At 63.8% G+C, this 16,311-nt stretch carries 16 protein-coding genes and 1 other RNA gene; 4 read left to right on the top strand and 13 right to left on the bottom strand.

What is annotated here, in order from left to right; genetic code table 11:
* Positions 1–255 precede the first annotated feature (255 nt).
* The 11 genes from YU3_RS0109030 to ffs all read right to left on the bottom strand — a co-directional run bounded on the left by YU3_RS0109030 (position 256) and on the right by ffs (position 11,471).
* The gene (locus YU3_RS0109030) at positions 256–1,002 is read right to left on the bottom strand and encodes an ABC transporter ATP-binding protein (protein WP_027165924.1); all 747 of its coding nucleotides are present in this window, start codon (positions 1,000–1,002) and stop codon (positions 256–258) included.
* Complete coding sequence (locus YU3_RS0109035; RefSeq protein WP_027165925.1) at positions 999–1,835, bottom strand: ABC transporter ATP-binding protein; 837 nt, start codon at positions 1,833–1,835, stop codon at positions 999–1,001. Before YU3_RS0109035 ends, YU3_RS0109030 begins: the two co-directional genes overlap by 4 nt.
* A gap of 10 nt (positions 1,836–1,845) precedes the next feature.
* Entirely contained in the window at positions 1,846–2,766 is a 921-nt protein-coding gene (nikC, locus tag YU3_RS0109040) for a nickel transporter permease (protein ID WP_027165926.1), read from the bottom strand.
* Positions 2,763–3,833 carry an ABC transporter permease gene (locus YU3_RS0109045; RefSeq protein ID WP_027165927.1) on the bottom strand — a complete coding sequence of 357 codons (1,071 nt, stop codon included), beginning with the start codon at positions 3,831–3,833 and terminating at the stop codon, positions 2,763–2,765. Before YU3_RS0109045 ends, nikC begins: the two co-directional genes overlap by 4 nt.
* Before the next feature lie 18 nt (positions 3,834–3,851).
* Positions 3,852–5,486, bottom strand: coding sequence for an ABC transporter substrate-binding protein (locus YU3_RS0109050; RefSeq protein ID WP_027165928.1), 1,635 nt, complete (start codon positions 5,484–5,486; stop codon positions 3,852–3,854).
* Between the two features lie 269 nt (positions 5,487–5,755).
* Entirely contained in the window at positions 5,756–7,030 is a 1,275-nt protein-coding gene (locus tag YU3_RS0109055; protein WP_027165929.1) for a lytic murein transglycosylase, read from the bottom strand.
* Between the two features lie 183 nt (positions 7,031–7,213).
* Positions 7,214–7,819, bottom strand: a complete 606-nt coding sequence (gene recR, locus YU3_RS0109060) for a recombination mediator RecR (protein WP_027165930.1) — start codon at positions 7,817–7,819, stop codon at positions 7,214–7,216.
* Between the two features lie 100 nt (positions 7,820–7,919).
* Entirely contained in the window at positions 7,920–8,906 is a 987-nt protein-coding gene (locus YU3_RS0109065) for a cell wall hydrolase (RefSeq protein ID WP_027165931.1), read from the bottom strand.
* 216 nt (positions 8,907–9,122) lie between these two features.
* Positions 9,123–9,446, bottom strand: a complete 324-nt coding sequence (locus YU3_RS0109070; RefSeq protein ID WP_027165932.1) for a YbaB/EbfC family nucleoid-associated protein — start codon at positions 9,444–9,446, stop codon at positions 9,123–9,125.
* 22 nt (positions 9,447–9,468) lie between these two features.
* The gene (locus YU3_RS0109075) at positions 9,469–11,268 is read right to left on the bottom strand and encodes a DNA polymerase III subunit gamma/tau (protein ID WP_027165933.1); all 1,800 of its coding nucleotides are present in this window, start codon (positions 11,266–11,268) and stop codon (positions 9,469–9,471) included.
* 106 nt (positions 11,269–11,374) lie between these two features.
* Positions 11,375–11,471, bottom strand: an RNA gene (ffs, locus tag YU3_RS39165) — signal recognition particle sRNA small type.
* 179 nt (positions 11,472–11,650) lie between these two features.
* On the opposite strand from ffs, the gene YU3_RS0109080 reads away from it, so the two are divergent.
* From YU3_RS0109080 to YU3_RS0109090, 3 genes are read left to right on the top strand one after another with little or no spacing between them, the layout of a single operon-like run.
* On the top strand, positions 11,651–12,070 hold the full coding sequence (locus YU3_RS0109080; protein WP_027165934.1) for an HIT family protein: 420 nt from the start codon (positions 11,651–11,653) through the stop codon (positions 12,068–12,070).
* Positions 12,071–12,123: 53 nt separating this feature from the next.
* Entirely contained in the window at positions 12,124–13,065 is a 942-nt protein-coding gene (nudC, locus tag YU3_RS0109085) for an NAD(+) diphosphatase (protein ID WP_027165935.1), read from the top strand.
* Between the two features lie 9 nt (positions 13,066–13,074).
* Positions 13,075–13,377: a Dabb family protein gene (locus YU3_RS0109090; protein WP_027165936.1), complete on the top strand. Its 303-nt coding sequence runs from the start codon at positions 13,075–13,077 to the stop codon at positions 13,375–13,377.
* A 328-nt stretch (positions 13,378–13,705) separates the two neighbouring features.
* Here the strand turns inward: YU3_RS0109090 and YU3_RS0109095 are convergent, their stop codons facing one another.
* Together YU3_RS0109095 and YU3_RS0109100 are read right to left on the bottom strand one after the other, a co-directional pair.
* Positions 13,706–14,569 carry a prephenate dehydratase gene (locus YU3_RS0109095; protein ID WP_027165937.1) on the bottom strand — a complete coding sequence of 288 codons (864 nt, stop codon included), beginning with the start codon at positions 14,567–14,569 and terminating at the stop codon, positions 13,706–13,708.
* A 9-nt stretch (positions 14,570–14,578) separates the two neighbouring features.
* Entirely contained in the window at positions 14,579–15,307 is a 729-nt protein-coding gene (locus YU3_RS0109100; protein ID WP_027165938.1) for a 3-deoxy-manno-octulosonate cytidylyltransferase, read from the bottom strand.
* A 192-nt stretch (positions 15,308–15,499) separates the two neighbouring features.
* Between YU3_RS0109100 and YU3_RS0109105 the strand changes: the two genes are divergently transcribed.
* A complete protein-coding gene (locus YU3_RS0109105) occupies positions 15,500–16,159 on the top strand; it encodes a cytochrome c family protein (protein WP_027165939.1) in 660 nt (219 codons plus the stop codon).
* Positions 16,160–16,311: the final 152 nt, after the last annotated feature.

The raw sequence follows: 16,311 nt of genomic DNA on the forward strand, positions 1-16,311 counted from the left end.
CCTCATCAGGCTGTCCCTTATCGAGATTAGGCCCGTTGTTGTTGATGCCGCTGCAAGCCTCTTCTGACCTTATTTCACGTTTTGCTCAAGTCGGCACCATGGCCCAGTCGATTGGGCCTGCCTCGAGGATGGGCGGCATCATCGCCGGCACGGTGATCACACTGCAGAGCGGAGCGCAAGAACTGCTGATCTCCCGCCTTGCGAGGGAGATGTCCGGAAGGACAGAGGGATTGTGACGAAACTCGACCTATGGAGCTACACCCTCACAAACCCTTCGCTCGCCCTCAGCAAATTGCGCGTATAGTCCGCGCTCACCCGATGCCCGATCAACTGGCTTGCCGTCAGCGTTTCCACCGCCTCGCCGTTCTGCATCACCATCAGCCGCTCGCACATGTGGGTGATGATGGCGAGGTCGTGGCTGACCATCAGGAAGGTGAGCTTGCGACGGCGCCGCACCTCTTCGAGCAGGTTCAGCACCTCCGCCTGAACCGAGGCATCGAGCGCCGAGGTCGGCTCGTCGAGCAGAAGGATCGAGGGTTCGAGGATCAGCGCGCGGGCAATCGCCACGCGCTGGCGCTGGCCGCCAGAGAGCTGGTGCGCGTAGCGGAAGCGGAAGCCTTTGCCGAGGCCGACCTCGTCCAGCGCGCGCTCGATGCGCTTCTCGCCGTCGGCAATGCCGTGGATGGCCAAGGGCTCCTGCAGCAGCCGGTCGACCGTCTGGCGCGGATGCAGCGAGCCGTACGGATCCTGGAAGACCATCTGCACTTCACGGTAAAAGGCCTTGTCGCGGGTCTTGCCGAGCCTCTTGCCGTTGACGGTGATGGTGCCCGAGGAAACCGGCGCGAGGCCGGTGATGGCCCTCAGCAGCGTCGACTTGCCGGAGCCGCTTTCGCCGACCAGGCCGTAGGACTCGCCTTCCCGCACTTCGAGGCTGACGCCCTTCAGCGCGCGGAAGCGGTCGAACACCACTTCCAGCCCTTCGATGGCGATCACGGCCGTCATGCCGCCCATTCCGGCTTGCGATCGAGCACCGGCAGCGGATGGCGTTCGAAGCCGATCTTCGGCATGCAGTTGAGCAGGCCGCGCGTGTAGGGATGCCGGGCATCGCGCAGTTCGGAAGCCTTGATCTGCTCGACGACCTTGCCGGCATACATGACGACGACGCGGTCGCAGAAGGAGGAAACCAGGCGCAGATCGTGCGAGATGAAGATCAGGCCCATGCCGCGCTCGCTGACCAGCTTGTCGAGGATGTTCAGCACGTCCAGTTGCACGGTGACGTCGAGCGCCGAGGTCGGCTCGTCGGCGATCATCAGCTCCGGCCCGGCGATCAGCATCATGGCGATCATGGCGCGCTGGCCCATGCCGCCCGAGACCTCGTGCGGGTAAAGATCGAAGACGCGCGCCGGATCGCGGATCTGCACCGCCTGCAACATCGCCAATGCCCGCTCGCGGGCTTCAGCCTTCGAGACCTTCTCATGCGTGCGCAGCGTCTCGACGATCTGCCGGCCGATGCTCATCACCGGGTCGAGCGAGTATTTCGGATCCTGCAGGATCATGGCGATGCGGTTGCCGCGCAACGCGCGCCGTTCACGCGGCGATATGGAAAGCAAATCGATGCCGTCGAGATTGAGCTTCTTCGCCGAAACCTCGGCCTGCGGCGGGGTGAGGCCCATGATGGCGCGGCCGGTCTGCGACTTGCCGGAGCCGCTCTCGCCGACGATGCCGAGACGTTCGCGGCCGAGCGAGAAGGAGACGCCGCGGACGGCCTGCACGAGGCCGGTGCGGGTCGGGAAGGTGACGCGCAGATCGTCGACTTCGAGAAGCGTGTCGCTCATTGATCGCCACTCATTGATCGCCGCTCCGGGGGTCGAGTGCGTCGCGCAGTCCGTCGCCGAGCAGGTTGAAGCCGAGGCTGACGATCAGGATGGCGAAGCCCGGCGCGCCCGCGACCCACCATTGATCGAGGATGAAGCGGCGGCCCGATGCGATCATCGTGCCCCATTCGGGCAGCGGCGGCTGCGCGCCGAGGCCGAGGAAGCCGAGCCCGGCGGCGGTGAGGATGATGCCAGCCATGTCGAGCGTCACCCGGATGATCAGCGAGGAGATGCAGAGCGGCATGATGTGGCGCAGCACGATGCGGAAGGGCGAGGCGCCCATCAGTTGCACCGCCTTGATGTAGTCGGAGTTGCGCACCGTCAGCGTCTCGGCGCGCGCGATTCGCGCATAGGGCGGCCAAGAGGTGATGGCGATCGCCAGCACCGCGTTTTCGATGCCAGGTCCCAATGCCGCGACGAAGGCCAGCGCCAGCACCAGTTTCGGAAAGGCGAGGAAGATGTCGGTGACACGCATCAGGACCGCGTCGGTCCAGCCGCCGGCATAACCGGCGATCGTGCCGACCAGAAGGCCGATGGGCGCGGCGATGATGGCGACCAGGATCACGACATAGAGCGTCCAGCGCGAGCCGTAGATGATACGCGAATAGATATCGCGGCCGAGGTCGTCGGTGCCGAACCAGTGCGTGGCGCTCGGCGCCAGCAGGCGGGCATTCTTGAGGTCGCCCACGGTCGCCGAGTAGGGCGCCAGCACGCCGGCAAGGGCGGCAACCATCACCAGCGCGAGAATGATGAGCAAGCCGACCAGCGCCAACCGGTTGGCGGAGAAGCGCCGCCAGGCGACATAGGCGCGGCCGAGCCTCGCCTGCAGGCGCGAGGCCGGCCGGTCGCTGAGCAGCCACGCGCGGCGGGATTGAATGGCTTCAGCGCTCATCCTGCCTTCGTCCTTGGATCGAGGAGCTTGTAGAGCAGATCGGACAGAAGGTTGATGGCGATGAAGACCGAGCCGATGATGATGGTGCCGCCGAGCACGGCGTTCATGTCGGCATTCTGCAGCGAATTGGTGATGTAAAGCCCGATGCCCGGCCAGGAGAAAACGGTCTCGGTCAGCACCGAGCCTTCGAGCAGGCTGGCATAGGAAAGCGCTATCACCGTCACCATCGGCACCGCGGCGTTGCGCAGCGCGTGACCCCAGATGATGCGCGTCTCCGACAGGCCCTTGGCGCGCGCCGCGACGATGTATTCCTGCGCCAACTCGTTCAGCATGAAGGAGCGGGTCATGCGGCTGATATAGGCGAGCGACAGATAGCCGAGCAGCGCGGCCGGCAGGACGATGTGGCGCCAGGCGTCGTAGAAAACGTCCCACTGCCCCTGGATCGCGGCATCGAGCAGGTAGAAGCCGGTGATCGGCGTGAAGGTGTATTCGTAGACGACATCGAGCCGCGCCGGGAAAGCGATCCACTGCAGCTTGGCGTAGAACAGCACCAGCCCCAGCAGGCCGAGCCAGAAGATCGGCACGGAATAGCCGATGAGGCCGACGATCCGGGCGACCTGGTCGATCAGGCTGCCGCGTTTGACGGCGGCCAGCACGCCGAGCGGCACGCCAATAATGGTGCCGATCAGCGTGCCCAGCGTCGCGAGCTCGATGGTGGCCGGGAAGACACGGCGGATGTCGGACATCACCGGATTGGTGGTCAGCACCGAGGTGCCGAAATCGCCGCTCAGAGCGTGTTTGACATAGATGTAGAATTGCTCGATCCAGGGCAGATCGAGGCCCATTTCGCGGCGCGTGCGCTCGACGACTGCGGTGGGAGCCCTGTCACCCAGAACGGCGAGAACCGGATCGATGGGGATGACGCGGCCAATGAAGAAGGTGACCGCGAGAAGACCGAGATAGGTCGTCACCGCGATGACCAGGAAGCGGCCGATCGACGAGGCGACCGCGACGGCACGGTCGCTGCCGCGCCCTGCCGTCGCCAGCTGATTGTCGGCTACGCTCACGCGTATCGTCCGCCGAGACTACTGCTTCGAGACCGGCCAGACGAAGTTGGTGTCGAAGCTCGGGCCGAGCGCGAAGCCCTTGAGGTTTTTGCGCAGTCCGGCCACTTCCAATTGCTGGTGGATGATGACGAAGGGGCTGGTGTCGAGAATTTTCTTCTCGAGGTTCTTGTACATGTCAGCGCGCTTGCCCGAATCCTTCTCGAGCAAAGCCGCTTCGGTTTCCTTGGTCAAGTCCGGAATGTCCCAGCTATTGCGCCAGGCAAGCGTATGAGACTTGCCGGCATCCGAATTGTCCGGATTCGAGGCGAAGGTCTGGGCGTTGGAGTTCGGGTCGAAATAGTCCTGGCCCCACTGGCCGATATAGATGTCGTGGTTGCGGGCACGGTATTTGGTCAGCGTCTGCTTGCCATCGCCAGGGATGATCTCCAGCTTGATGCCCGCCTGGCCGAGAGTCTGCTGGATCGATTCCGCCATGCCCGTGTACGGCTGGCCGGTGCGCACGTCCATGGTCACCTTGAAGCCGTCCGGCAGGCCGGCCTTGGCCAACAGTTCCTTGGCCTTGGCGACGTCGAGCTTGAACGGGTTTTCGTCCAGTTCACCCAGGACGCCCTTGGGCAGGAAGGTCTGGTGGATTTCGCCGATGCCCTTGAGGATGGTCGAGCTCAGTGCATCATAGTCAACCAGGTATTTGAAGGCTTGGCGCACCTCAGGCTTGGCGAGGTTAGCGTTCTTCTGGTTGAGGCTGATGTAAAAGACCGTGCCCTTCGGCGCGCTGGTGGTGGTGAGATCGGCGTTCTTGGCGATGGCGTCGAGATCGTTCGGCTCGAGGTTGCGGGCGACGTCGATATCGCCGGCTTCGAGCGCCAGGCGCTGTGCCGAGCTTTCCTTCATGTTGCGGTAGATAACGCGGGCAAGCTTGGCCTTCTCGCCATTGTAATTGTCGTTGCGCTCGAGAACGACGGCTTCGTTGGCGCGCCATTCGCGCAGCTTGTATTGGCCCGAGCCGGCATAGCCGGTCTTCAGCCAGGCGTTGCCGAAGTCGTTGTCCCATTTGTAGTCGGCGCTAGGCGTTGCAGCGGCGACATGTTCCTTGACCAGCTTGGCATCCACGATCGAGGCGACCGTGGCCGACAGGCAGTTGAGCACGAAGCTCGGCGCATAGGGCTTGTCGACGACGAACTGGAAGGTGGTGTCGTCGACGGCCTTCGCCTTTTCGGTGACGTTATCGCCGCTGATGCCGAATTGGCCGATGATGAAGGCCGGGCTCTTGTCGAGCTTGATGGCGCGTTCGAAGGAATAGGCGACATCGGCCGCGGTGATCGGATTGCCGGAGGCGAACTTCATGCCGGGCTTGAGCTTGAAGGTGTAGGTCAGGCCGTCATCGGAAACGGTCCAGCTCTCGGCGAGGTCGCCCTTGACCTTGGAGGTGTCGCTGAGATCCAGGCGGACCAGGAGATCATAAGTGTTGCCGGTGACTTCGGCCGTCGACAGCTCGAACGCTTCGCCCGGATCCATCGTGATGATGTCGTCGATGGCAAAGCCCTCGACCAGCGTGTCGGCGGGCGTAACCGCGAAAGCGGGTGCGACGAGCAGCGCGGACAACGCGGCGCCCGCTAGCAAGGCGCGAGAGCGGAGAGCAAACTTTTCCAGCATCATAGTGATCGTTCCCTGTTTTGTTGACCCGAGTTCCCGGCTCAGGGCTGTATTGTTTTTTGCAGAGCCGTCACCGGCTTTGACCGCTTACCGTCGTGTTTTTTGTCCAGTTGGTCAACACCCTATTCGGCACCGCTCAAACCGGCAACGGGCATTTGCAAGACAGCGCACTGGATCAGAATCGACCGCAACGAGTCGGCCTATGCGCCGGCTAATCGAAGCCGGAAATCGGGAAAAAATCCGCCGCAGTCGGCGGCCCGGATGCACGGCTATTTCAGCTGCGCAACCAGGCTTGCGTCGGGAAAACAGGTCGCTGGCTTGCCGCTCTTTGCCTGCCAGGAGCCAATCGAGCGGCGGGTCTTGAAGCCGGGCAGGCCGTCGGCGCTGCCGACATCGTAGCCCTTCGCCTCCAGCGCGCGCTGAAGGGCCGCGATATCTGACCGGTGCAGGTCGCCGACCGCGCCCCAGCTGCCGGCAAAAATGGCGTCGCCTTTGGCGATGCGGTCGGCCGCATGGCCAATGAACAGGCCGTAGAGATCGCTGTTGTTATATTGCTTCAGCACATAAAAGTTCGGCGTGACGATGAAGGCCGGACCGCTGCGCCCGGCCGGCATCAGCAGCAAGCCCTCAGCCTTCAATTCGCTGGCCTGGAACGCCTTGCCGTCGACGCGCCTGATGCCCATCGCCACCCAATCCGAAATCTTCTTGCCCTGGTCGGGTCCTTCGAGCGAGCAGGAGACATTTGCCGGCACCGTCACCTCAGCCCCCCAGCCGCGCCCCCTCACCCAGCCATAGTGGACGAGGTAATTGGCGATCGAGGCGAGCACGTCGGGCGTCGAATTCCAGATGTCGGGCCGTCCGTCGCCGTCGAAGTCGACGGCATGTTTCAAGAAGGAAGTCGGCATGAATTGCGGCTGGCCGAGAGCGCCGGCCCAGGACGACTTCATGGCGTTGACCGGCGCCAGGCCGCGTTCGACGATTTCGAGCGCAGCCAGCACCTCAGTGCGGAAGAAATCCTTCTTCGTCGACATGAACGCCTTGGTGCCCAGCACCTCGAAGGCATCGTATGGCATCTTGGCCGCGCCGAAGCCGGTCTCGCGGCCCCAGATCGCCAGCACGATCTCGCCCGGCACGCCATAGCGCTTCTCGATCAGCCCGAGCACCCGCACGTTGGCGCTTTCGCGCGCCCGCCCGCCGGTCGTGACGGCGCGGATGATCTTCTCGGCGAAATAGTTGGCGGGCGGACCGAATTCCGCCTGATGCTGCTTCTCAGGTGTAGTCGGGGTCTCGCCGGGCAGGACAAGGTCCGGCAGCTTGAGATTCGGCTTCACGCCGAGAAAGGCGGCGTCGAAGGTTTTCTTGGAGATGTCTTTGGACTTGGCTTCGGGCCAGAGGTCGGTTTGCAGCCAAGCCTGGAACTGGTCGTCGATGGGGGCGGCGTGAGAGGGAGTGGTGAAAGTAAAAACCAAAGCGGTCAGAAAGAAAGCAGCGGCCAATAGCCAAAGGCAGTGTTCCTTCACACCCCCCTCTGTCCTGCCGGACATCTCCCCCGCAAGGGGGGAGATCGGATGGCGCGCAGGCTTTCGCCAATCACCAACGTTGCAGAAAGAGAGCCGGGGACGAAACTGCCAATCTCCCCCCTTGCGGGGGAGATGCCCGGCAGGGCAGAGGGGGGTGTGACGGAGTCCAATCGTTTGAGAAAATTCGCCCGTCACCGACTTCTCCCCTCAAAACGCCGTCCTCGACCTCAGCGCCGCGGCCAGAGTGCCTTCGTCGAGATAGTCGAGCTCGCCGCCGACCGGGACGCCATGCGCGAGCCGTGTCACCTTGATCTCGAAGCCGGACAACTGATCCGTGAGGTAGTGCGCCGTGGTCTGTCCCTCGACGGTCGCGTTGACTGCAAGGATCACTTCCTTCACCTCGCCGCCGGCGACGCGGTCGACCAATGTGCGGATATTGAGCTGGTCAGGACCGATGCCGTCGAGCGGCGACAGCGTGCCGCCGAGAACATGGTAGCGCACGTTCATGGCGGCGGCGCGCTCCAGCGCCCAGAGGTCGGAGACGTCCTCGACGACGATCAGCGTGCCGGCATCGCGGCGCGGATCGGTGCAGATCATGCAAGGGTCGGAGGTGTCGACATTGCCGCAGGTCGAGCAGATGCGGACCTTGTCGACCGCTTCGCCCATGGCGGCGGCTAAAGGCTCGAGCAGCTGTTCCTTCTTCTTGATGAGATGAAGCGCCGCACGTCTGGCCGAACGCGGCCCAAGTCCCGGCACCTTGGCCAGGAGCTGGATCAGGCGTTCGATTTCCGGACCGGCGATTCTCTTCGACATCGCTCTGATCTAGGATTTTTCAGAGCGGTTTGGAACAGCCAGCGAAATTGATGGCCCGCCATGCTGCCATGGCGGGCCCTGTGTCGGATGAAATCTAGCTTCAGTTGGTTTCGAGCGGCCGGTCCTGGCTGACGATCATCGCACCGATGGCGTCGGTGTTCTCAGGCGTCGACTGGAAGCCCATCGACGCTTCCTGCGGCGCGTCGGGCACCGAAGTGACGTAGCGGCCCTTGAGCGTGCCGCCGAAACGCGAGGCGTCCGGTTCGGCCATCGGCTCCTGCATCGCCACCACCGTCTGTTTCTGCGCGAGACGGCCCGACTTTGTGGATGATGGGGCGGCCGGTGCAACAGAAGCCGTCACATAGGCGGAAGCGTCTTCGGTTCGCGCGGCTGCCATGGCGGCCTGCTTTGCCGGATCCGGGCGGACGATCGTCTTGACGACCGGCTCGGCGGAGGCGACGAGCACCGGCGCGGCGGCCGCGGGCTTCTGGCGGCCGGACTTCTGCTGGTCGCCCACGTTCATGGCGACCATCGGCTCGTCCGGCAACGGCTGCCAGTTACGGCCGCGCTTCTCATAGAAGGCGTTGCCGCCGGCCACCATCGTGTAATGCATGTTGTTGTAGGGGAAACGCAGGCCGGCGGTGTGGAAATACATCGTGTTCTTGAGCTTGGCCTTGCGCTCGCCTCGCAGCACCGCATCGGCGGCTTCCTCGACATCGGGCAGCGCCCTGGAGTTCATCGGCCGCGTCAGCACGCCGGGCGCGAACTGGCCCCTCTCGCCGACGACCTCGCAAATGGTGCTGCCGTGCTGGCCCGAGCGCAGCCGGTTCATCACGACCGTGCCGACGGCGATCATGCCGTCGCGGCTCGACCGGTTGGACTCGAAGAACATCGCCCTTTGCAGGCATTCCTTGTCCTTCAGCGAGTGGCTTGAACGGGTGGTGAGGAAACTCGGCGTGAGGGCGTCGGTCAGACCCGACACCGACATGCCATGGGAGGAAGTGGTCTGGCTGCAACCGGCCAGGAGCAAGGGGGAAGTGACGATGCCGATAAGCAGCAGCGGCGTCTTCCATCGCGTCGCGATCACCAAAAAAGCCTCATGTCCAGATGCCAGCCCGCCCCGAGATGTGGCAAGAATGAGACTCTTTCAGGCAAAAAGATGGCTAGAAGGTTAGCAACTTCTGGACTTAGGTAAAACTTTATGAAAGCCGCGAAATGAGCCCGTGAACAACGCCGGCAAATGGTTAATATTGTGGCCCGGGCTCAATTTTCGTTCATAATCAATTAACTGGCGGACGCCGCCTCAGAACGGCAATTTCATTCCGGGCGGGATCGGCAAGCCCGCCGTCAACGCCTTGGTCTTCTCCTGCATGATCTGCTCGACCTTATTTTTGGCGTCATTGTGGGCGGCCAGAATGAGGTCCTCGAGGATCTCGGCTTCGTCCGCCTTGATGAGCGAAGGATCGATCTTCAGCGCCTTCATCTCGAACTTGCCGGTAAGCGTGATGCTGACCAGGCCGCCGCCGGCCTGGCCGGTGGCTTCGAGCGTGGCAATCTCGTCTTGCATGGCCTGGAACTTGGCCTGCATTTCCTTCGCCTTGCCCATCAGGCCGAGAAGATCTTTCATCGGGGTGGTCCTCTAAAGTGTTTCAGGTCTCGTCGTCATCCGCCGCGGGCTCGACAGGCAGGTCAGCCTCGGCCTCTTCCCCTTCCGGCACGTCCGGGATGCGTACGTCGATGATCTTGGCGCCGGGGAAGCGGGCGAGGATGGCCGCGACCGTCGGGTCGCTCTTGGCGTCGGAGAAAGCATTCTCGCGCTTGGTCGTCTCCATCTCGGCCAATGTCTGGCCGCCCTCTTCCTTCGACAACGACACCAGCCAGTTGCGGCCGGTCCAGGCACGCAGCTTGGAGGTCAGGTCGTTGAGCAGCATCTTGGGCGCGTCGTCGGTCAAGGTGACGTCGAGACGGCCGGGCTCGATGCGCACCGGCCGCACGCAGCGTTTCAGCAGCACCTTGAAGGCCATGTCGCGATTGGCGTCGGCAAGCGCAACAATGTCGGCCAGCGATTTGACCGGAACGACAGGCGCCTCAGTGACCGGCTCCGGCGCCGGAACGAAGGCCTCCGGCACAGGCTGCGCCTCGACCAACCGCATCGCCTGGGCGCCGCCACCATTGGAAGCCGGCATCCGGGCCTGCGCGACAGCACTTGCGCCGCCGCCATTGCCGGCCGGCGCTGCATTGGAGCGCGGCGCGCCATTCGGCAGCGGGCCCGCGCCTTCCAGCGATTTCAACGCCTCGTCCAGCGTCGGCAGGTCGGCGGCATGCGCCAGCCTGATCAGCACCATTTCGCCGGCGCTGACCGGGCGGTTGGAAGACTGCACCTCGGGAATGCCCTTGAGCAGCATCTGCCAGGTTCGCGACAGCACGCGCACCGAGAGCGTGCCGGCGAATTCGGCGCCGCGCCGGCGCTCGTCCTCGGACAGCGAGGCGTCGTCGGCGGCCGCCGGCACGAAGCGCAAGCGGGTGACGAGATGGTTGAACTCGGCAAGATCGGTGAGCACCGCGGCCGGATCGGCGCCGGTGTCGTACTGCGCGCGGAATTCGGCCAGGGCCGCGGCGACGTCGCCCTTCATGACATGCTCGAACAGGTCGATGATGCGGGCGCGATCGGCCAAGCCGAGCATGGCGCGCACCGCGCCGGCGCTCACGGCGCCGCTGCCATGAGCGATCGCCTGGTCGAGGATGGAAAGCGAATCGCGCGCCGAGCCTTCGGCGGCCCGCGCGATCATCGCCAAGGCCTCGTCGTCGACGGAAATGCCTTCCTTGGCGGCTATCGAGGACAGGTGCCCGACCAGCGCACCGGCGTCGATGCGCCTCAGGTCGAAACGCTGGCAGCGCGACAGGACCGTGATCGGCACCTTGCGGATCTCGGTGGTGGCGAAGATGAATTTGACGTGCGGCGGCGGCTCTTCCAGCGTCTTCAGCAGGCCATTGAAGGCCTGGGTGGAGAGCATGTGCACTTCGTCGATGATGTAGACCTTGTAGCGGGCCGAGACCGGCGCGTAGCGCACGCGGTCGATGATATCCCTGATGTCGTCGATGCCCGTATGGGAGGCGGCGTCCATTTCGATGACATCGACATGGCGGCCTTCCATGATCGCCTGGCAATGCTCGCCGGGGGTCGAAAGGTCGACGGAGGGCTGGTCGATGGTTGCGGTCTTGTAATTGAGCGCCCGCGCGAGGATGCGCGCGGTCGTCGTCTTGCCGACACCGCGCACGCCGGTCAGCATCCAGGCCTGGGCGATGCGGCCGGTGGCGAACGCATTGGTCAGCGTGCGAACCATCGGCTCCTGGCCGATCAGCTCGGAAAAATTCGCAGGACGATATTTGCGCGCCAGCACGCGATAGGCGCCGGCCTTTTCCGTCCCAAAGTTTCCGGCTTCGCTCATTCGCCGTCAAAAGCTCCAAGGACCGCGACGGAAGGCGGCCGATTCCTGCGCATAGTCTCGCCCGCACGGCTTGGCGCCGTCAATGTCGCGGGAATAAGGCGAAGAGGCGGGAGGCTGGAACAATGACCCGTTCCGGGCTCGTTAGGGCTGCTTCCTTCCGGACCTGACCCGGTTGGCGAGTGGATCGTCCACCACCAACCTCCCGCGCTCCATATCGGCAATTCGGCGGCGAAATGCAAGGGCAGAGCCAGAACCTGCAGCCATATCGAGACTGGAAGCCCCTCAAATCGCCAACAGCGGTCAATGAATCGCTTGCAGCCACCTTGCCGCCGCTCTAGCGTTCTTGGTTTGAAGAATGTTACAAAAAATGAAGGAAACGCCCATGCTGCCTGGCCTCAAGGCCGGATTTACGCTGGACGCCCGGCTGGAGGCGGACAGTGAGCAGCTTATGTGGCTGGGGCTGTGCGAGCTCAGGCTGATGAATGATCGGCGCTGGCCATGGCTGGTGCTGGTGCCACAGCGGCCGGGCACGGAAGAAATCCACGAAATGACGCCGCTCGACCAGGCGATGCTGACTTTCGAGACGAATATGGTGGCGCAGGCGCTGAAGCGGGTGACCGGCTGCACCAAGATCAACACCGGCGCGCTCGGCAACATCGTGCGCCAGTTGCATGTCCACGTCGTCGCCCGGTCCGAGGGCGATCCCGGCTGGCCGGGACCGGTCTGGGGGCACGGCATACGCGAACCTTACCAGCGCTCCGATATCAGGCGGTTTGCCGAAACGATCAAGGCGGCGCTATAAGCTGACCAGTGTCCATTCAGCACCCCCGAGTCCTTCAGCCCACCCGAGTCCCCATGAGCTTTCGCCTGTTTGACGCGCCCTTGCGCGAGCCGAGCCAATTCGTCGGTTTCGCCGGCAACCAGATCGACCGTCAGTCCGAGAACCGCGCCGACGATGCGGTCGAAAAAGCGCTGGCCGACCAGACTGCGCGGCTGATGCTGATGCATGCCGGACGACTTTACCTCAAACTCGATGACGGCAAGTTCGACCCCTGGTTCAAGGCGGATGAAAGCGGAGCTTTCGAAGCGGCCCTCGATCAAGGCGTGCTGCTCGGCTTTTCCGAGCAAGGCCCGGTGCTGGCGGTGCCGGCTGGCGTCGAGCCGGAAAAACTGCCCGAGACGGTCAAGGCGATCGACTATCGTTCCGTCTATATGCAGGGGCTGATCGACGAGGCGGCGGCCGGCGCGCTGGCACAAGGGGCAGCGCTGCTGGCCTGGCATGTAAGCCACGCCTTCTGCTCGAAATGCGGCAACCGCTCGGGGATGCGCGCCGGCGGCTACAGGCGCCATTGCCCGGCTTGCGGCACCGACCATTTCCCGCGCACCGACCCGGTGGCGATCATGCTGACGGTGACGGGCGAAAAATGCCTGCTGGGGCGCGGCAAGCATTTCGCGCCGGGCATGTATTCGGCGCTTGCCGGCTTCATCGAACCCGGCGAGACGATCGAGGCGGCGGTGCGCCGCGAGACGCTGGAAGAAGCGGGCATCCGGCTCGGCCGCGTCGTCTACCACGCCAGCCAACCCTGGCCGTTCCCCTATTCGCTGATGATCGGCTGCTTCGGCGAACCGCTCAACGAGGATATCCAGGCCGACCTCAACGAACTGGAGGACTGCCGCTGGTTCTTTCGCGACGAGGTGCGCACGATGCTGGACAGGCAGCATGCCGATGGCTTGATCACACCGCCGAAAGGGGCGATCGCCCATCACCTCATCCGCGCCTGGGTCGATAGCGAATAGGAGCCTAGAATGATCCGTCACACCGTCGTGTTCACGCTGAGGCATCCATTGCAGTCGCTGGAGACCAAGCGGTTCCTGCACGACGCCAAGAAGATCCTGACCGGGATCAAAGGCGTCACGCATTTCGAGCAGTTGCGGCAGGTGAGCCCGAAGAACGACTACCAGTTCGGCTTCTCGATGGAGTTCGCCGACCAGGCGGCCTACACGCGCTACAACGAGCACCCCGACCACGTCGCCTTCGTGCGCGACCGCTGGGTGCCCGAGGTCGAGGCGTTCATGGAGATCGACTACGTGCCGCTGGGGTTTGGCTGACCAAAGAGCGGTTCTTGCGCCGATGTCAAAAATCGATTCGGCGCTGCCCATGCCGCTCCATTGCTGCGGTGTTGACGATTGGCGAAAGCATCGATGACAGCGCCCCTCTCCCCGTCACTATACAGGGAGAGGATGCCGGCAGGCAGGTGAGGGGCAGCGCAGACGCTGGATAGGCCAAGTGGGGGCTTCAGGCCTCGACCGGAACCGGATGCCCTAACATTCGAAGCCAGCGCTGCCCCTCATCGCCCTGCCGGGCACTTCTTCCCGTTTAGAGACGGGGAGAAGGGGCTGGCCGCTGCGCCGGCGCCTTCCCGCAACCCGCGAAAGACTAATCCGCCACCTTCCACTGCTCGCGCGAGGCGCTCGCCGGATAGACGCCGAGGATGCGCATCTCGCGCGAGAAGAAGCGCAATTCATCCAACGCCAGCTTGACCAGCGGATCGTCCGGGTGGCCCTCGATATCGGCGTAAAACAGCGTCGCGGTGAAGGCGCCGAGCTGGTAGCTCTCGAGCTTGGTCATGTTGATGCCGTTGGTGGCGAAGCCGCCCATTGCCTTATAGAGCGCGGCCGGCACGTTGCGGACGCGGAAGATGAAGGTCGTCATCATCTTGGCGTCCGGTGCGGGGCGCCCGACCCATTGCTTGTTCTTGGTCAGCACGACGAAGCGGGTGACGTTGGAGTCGGTGTCCTCGACATTTTTCTCGATGATATCGAGCCCATAGAACTCGGCGGCCAAAGCCGGCGCCAGCGAGGCCATGGTGCGGTCCCTGACCTCGGACACCATCTTCGCCGAACCCGCCGTGTCGCCGGCGATCACCGGTTTCCAGCCGTTCTTGCGGATGTATTTGCGGCACTGGCCCAGCGCATGGATATGGCTGTGCACGGTCTTGATCTCATCGCGCTTCACCCCCGGCAGCACCATCAGCTGGAAGTGGATCGGCAGGAAATATTCGCCGACGATGTGCAGCTTCGATTCCGGCAACAGGTGATGGATGTCGGCGACACGGCCCGCGATCGTGTTTTCGATCGGGATCATGGCGAGCTCCGCCTTATCGGTCTCGACCGCGTTGAAGGCGTCCTCGAAGGTCGGGCAGGGTAGCGGCTCCATCGACGGGAACATGTTGCGGCAGGCCGTGTCGGAGTTGGCGCCTGGCTCACCCTGGAAGGAAATTCTATTGGTCTTAGCGGTCATGCTTGTTTCTCAACTTGAAAGGATTTGCCTGGCGCGATCGAGATCGTGCGGCGTGTCGACGCCAAGCGGCATCGATTGGACGATCTCGGCGTCGATGCGCATGCCGGCCTCCAGCGCGCGCAGCTGCTCCAGCCGCTCGCGGCGCTCCAGCGGCGACGGCTTCAGCGCGACGAAGCGTTCGAGCGCGGCACGGCGATAGGCGTAAAGGCCGATGTGGTGATAGAGCGGCCCCTCGCCCCAGGGCGCAGTGGCGCGGGTGAAATAGAGCGCCTTCAGCCGTGTCGGCGACACCGGCGAGCCGACGATCTTGACCACGTTGTGGTTGGTCTTCTCCTCGTCGCGCACGATCTCGACGCCGAGCGTGGCGATATCGACCGCCTTGTCCGCGAATGGCCGCAGCGACGCGCCGATGATCTCGGGATCGATGGTCGGCAGGTCGCCCTGCACGTTGACGATCGTTTCCACCTTCTTCTCAGGATCGAGGGCCGTCAGCGCCTCGAAGATTCGGTCCGAGCCCGATTCGTGGTCTGAGCGGGTCAGGACCGCCTCGAACCCATGCGCCCTTACGGCTTCCGCAACCGCTTGCGTGTCGGTCGCCACGACCACGCGGCCGAGCCCGGCCTCGGAGGCGCGGCGGGCGACGTGGACGATCATCGGCGCGCCGGCAATATCGGCCAGCGGCTTGCCCGGCAGGCGCGTCGAGGCCATGCGGGCGGGGATCAGGATCAAGGTTGACATCGGATTCTGGAGCAGTCGAAAAACGCGGGTGGAAAGTGGCAAAAGGTCTCACTGGAAGCGCCCTTATAGGTGTTGCAACGCCTGAGCAAAAGACCTAGTTTCCGCCCGGTTTGACTGGCCTTTCGAGGCAGTTAGCGATACCGACGGACGGAGTGGACGGGACGGTCCGCCGGAAAAGGGAGCAAGGGGCGTATGGATTCCAGCGAAGTCAACAAGCTGCTCGGCGGATTTCTGGGAACCTGCTTCATCGTCTTTTCCATCGGTCTCGTCTCGGACGGGCTGTTCGCCTCGCCCACCCCCGAGAAGCCCGGCTTCGCCATCGAGGCCCAGGAGCCGGCCGAAGGCGGCCCGGCTGCTCCCGCGGCGGAAGCCAAGCCGATCGCCGACCTGCTTGCTACCGCCAATGCCGAGGCGGGCGCAGCCATCTTCAAGAAGTGCCAGGCCTGCCATTCCGGCGAAAAGGGCGGCCCGAACAAGGTCGGCCCGGATCTCTGGGACATCGTCGACCGCCCCGTCGCCGAGCACGAGGGGTTCGCCTATTCGGCCGGCATGAAGGATTTTTCCAAGGGCGGCCAGGAGCACTGGACCTACGACAACCTCAACCACTTCATCACCTCGCCGAAGAAGTTCGTGAAGGGCACGGCGATGGGTTTCGCCGGCCTGCCGAAGGATGAGGACCGCGCCAACGTCATCGCCTATCTGCGCACGCTGTCGGACAATCCGAAGCCGTTGCCGCAGCCCGGCGCTTCGGCCGAAGCCAAGCCCGCGGAAGGCGCCAAGCCTGCCGAAGCCGCGAAGCCGGCGGAGGGAGCCGCTCCGGCCAAGCCCGCGGCGCCGGCGCCCGCTCAATAAACAATTTGTCATAGAGAGTTCCTTGGAAAAGCCGGGTTCGTCCCGGCTTTTTCTGTTAGGAAACCTGCAATAGGCGGCGACAAAGGCTGCGCTTGCGGTTTTCACCGGCGTCAAATGATCTAGATTGCCGGTGGGTAGAGCAATTCCAGGAA

Origin of the sequence: Mesorhizobium sp. WSM3224 (genome assembly GCF_000427725.1) — a bacterium.
Classification (GTDB): domain Bacteria; phylum Pseudomonadota; class Alphaproteobacteria; order Rhizobiales; family Rhizobiaceae; genus Mesorhizobium.